Genomic DNA, 348 nt, shown 5'->3' with positions numbered 1-348 from the left:
TTTCGCAAAATCCGACCTGATGTTCTTCTTTGGCCACAATACCGGTGTTACAGCACCGCGCCTGTTGCACCCCATCGAAGACGCCCGCCAGCGCGGCGTGCCAGTCATCACCTTCAATCCCCTGCACGAGCGCGGTTTGGTAAGGTTCAAGAATCCGCAGAATCCCGTTGAGATGCTGTCGCCTGGCCCGGGGACGAAGATGTCCAGCGACTTCTTCCAGATCCGGGCTGGTGGCGACATCGCGGCCATGACCGGCATTGCCAAGGCGGTACTGGCATTCGACGACGTTGCTAAAAAGAGCGGTCCAGAACGTGTCCTCGACACGACTTTCATCAAAGAGCACACGGC

At 58.3% G+C, this 348-nt stretch carries 1 pseudogene; it reads left to right on the top strand.

The features are described 5' to 3' along the window. A pseudogene (locus EN852_RS36960) lies at positions 1 to 348 on the top strand (formate dehydrogenase); the annotation flags it as partial.

This window comes from Mesorhizobium sp. M2E.F.Ca.ET.209.01.1.1, from assembly GCF_004010375.2.
Lineage (GTDB): Bacteria > Pseudomonadota > Alphaproteobacteria > Rhizobiales > Rhizobiaceae > Mesorhizobium.
This window is presented reverse-complemented; position numbering and strand designations above follow the sequence as displayed.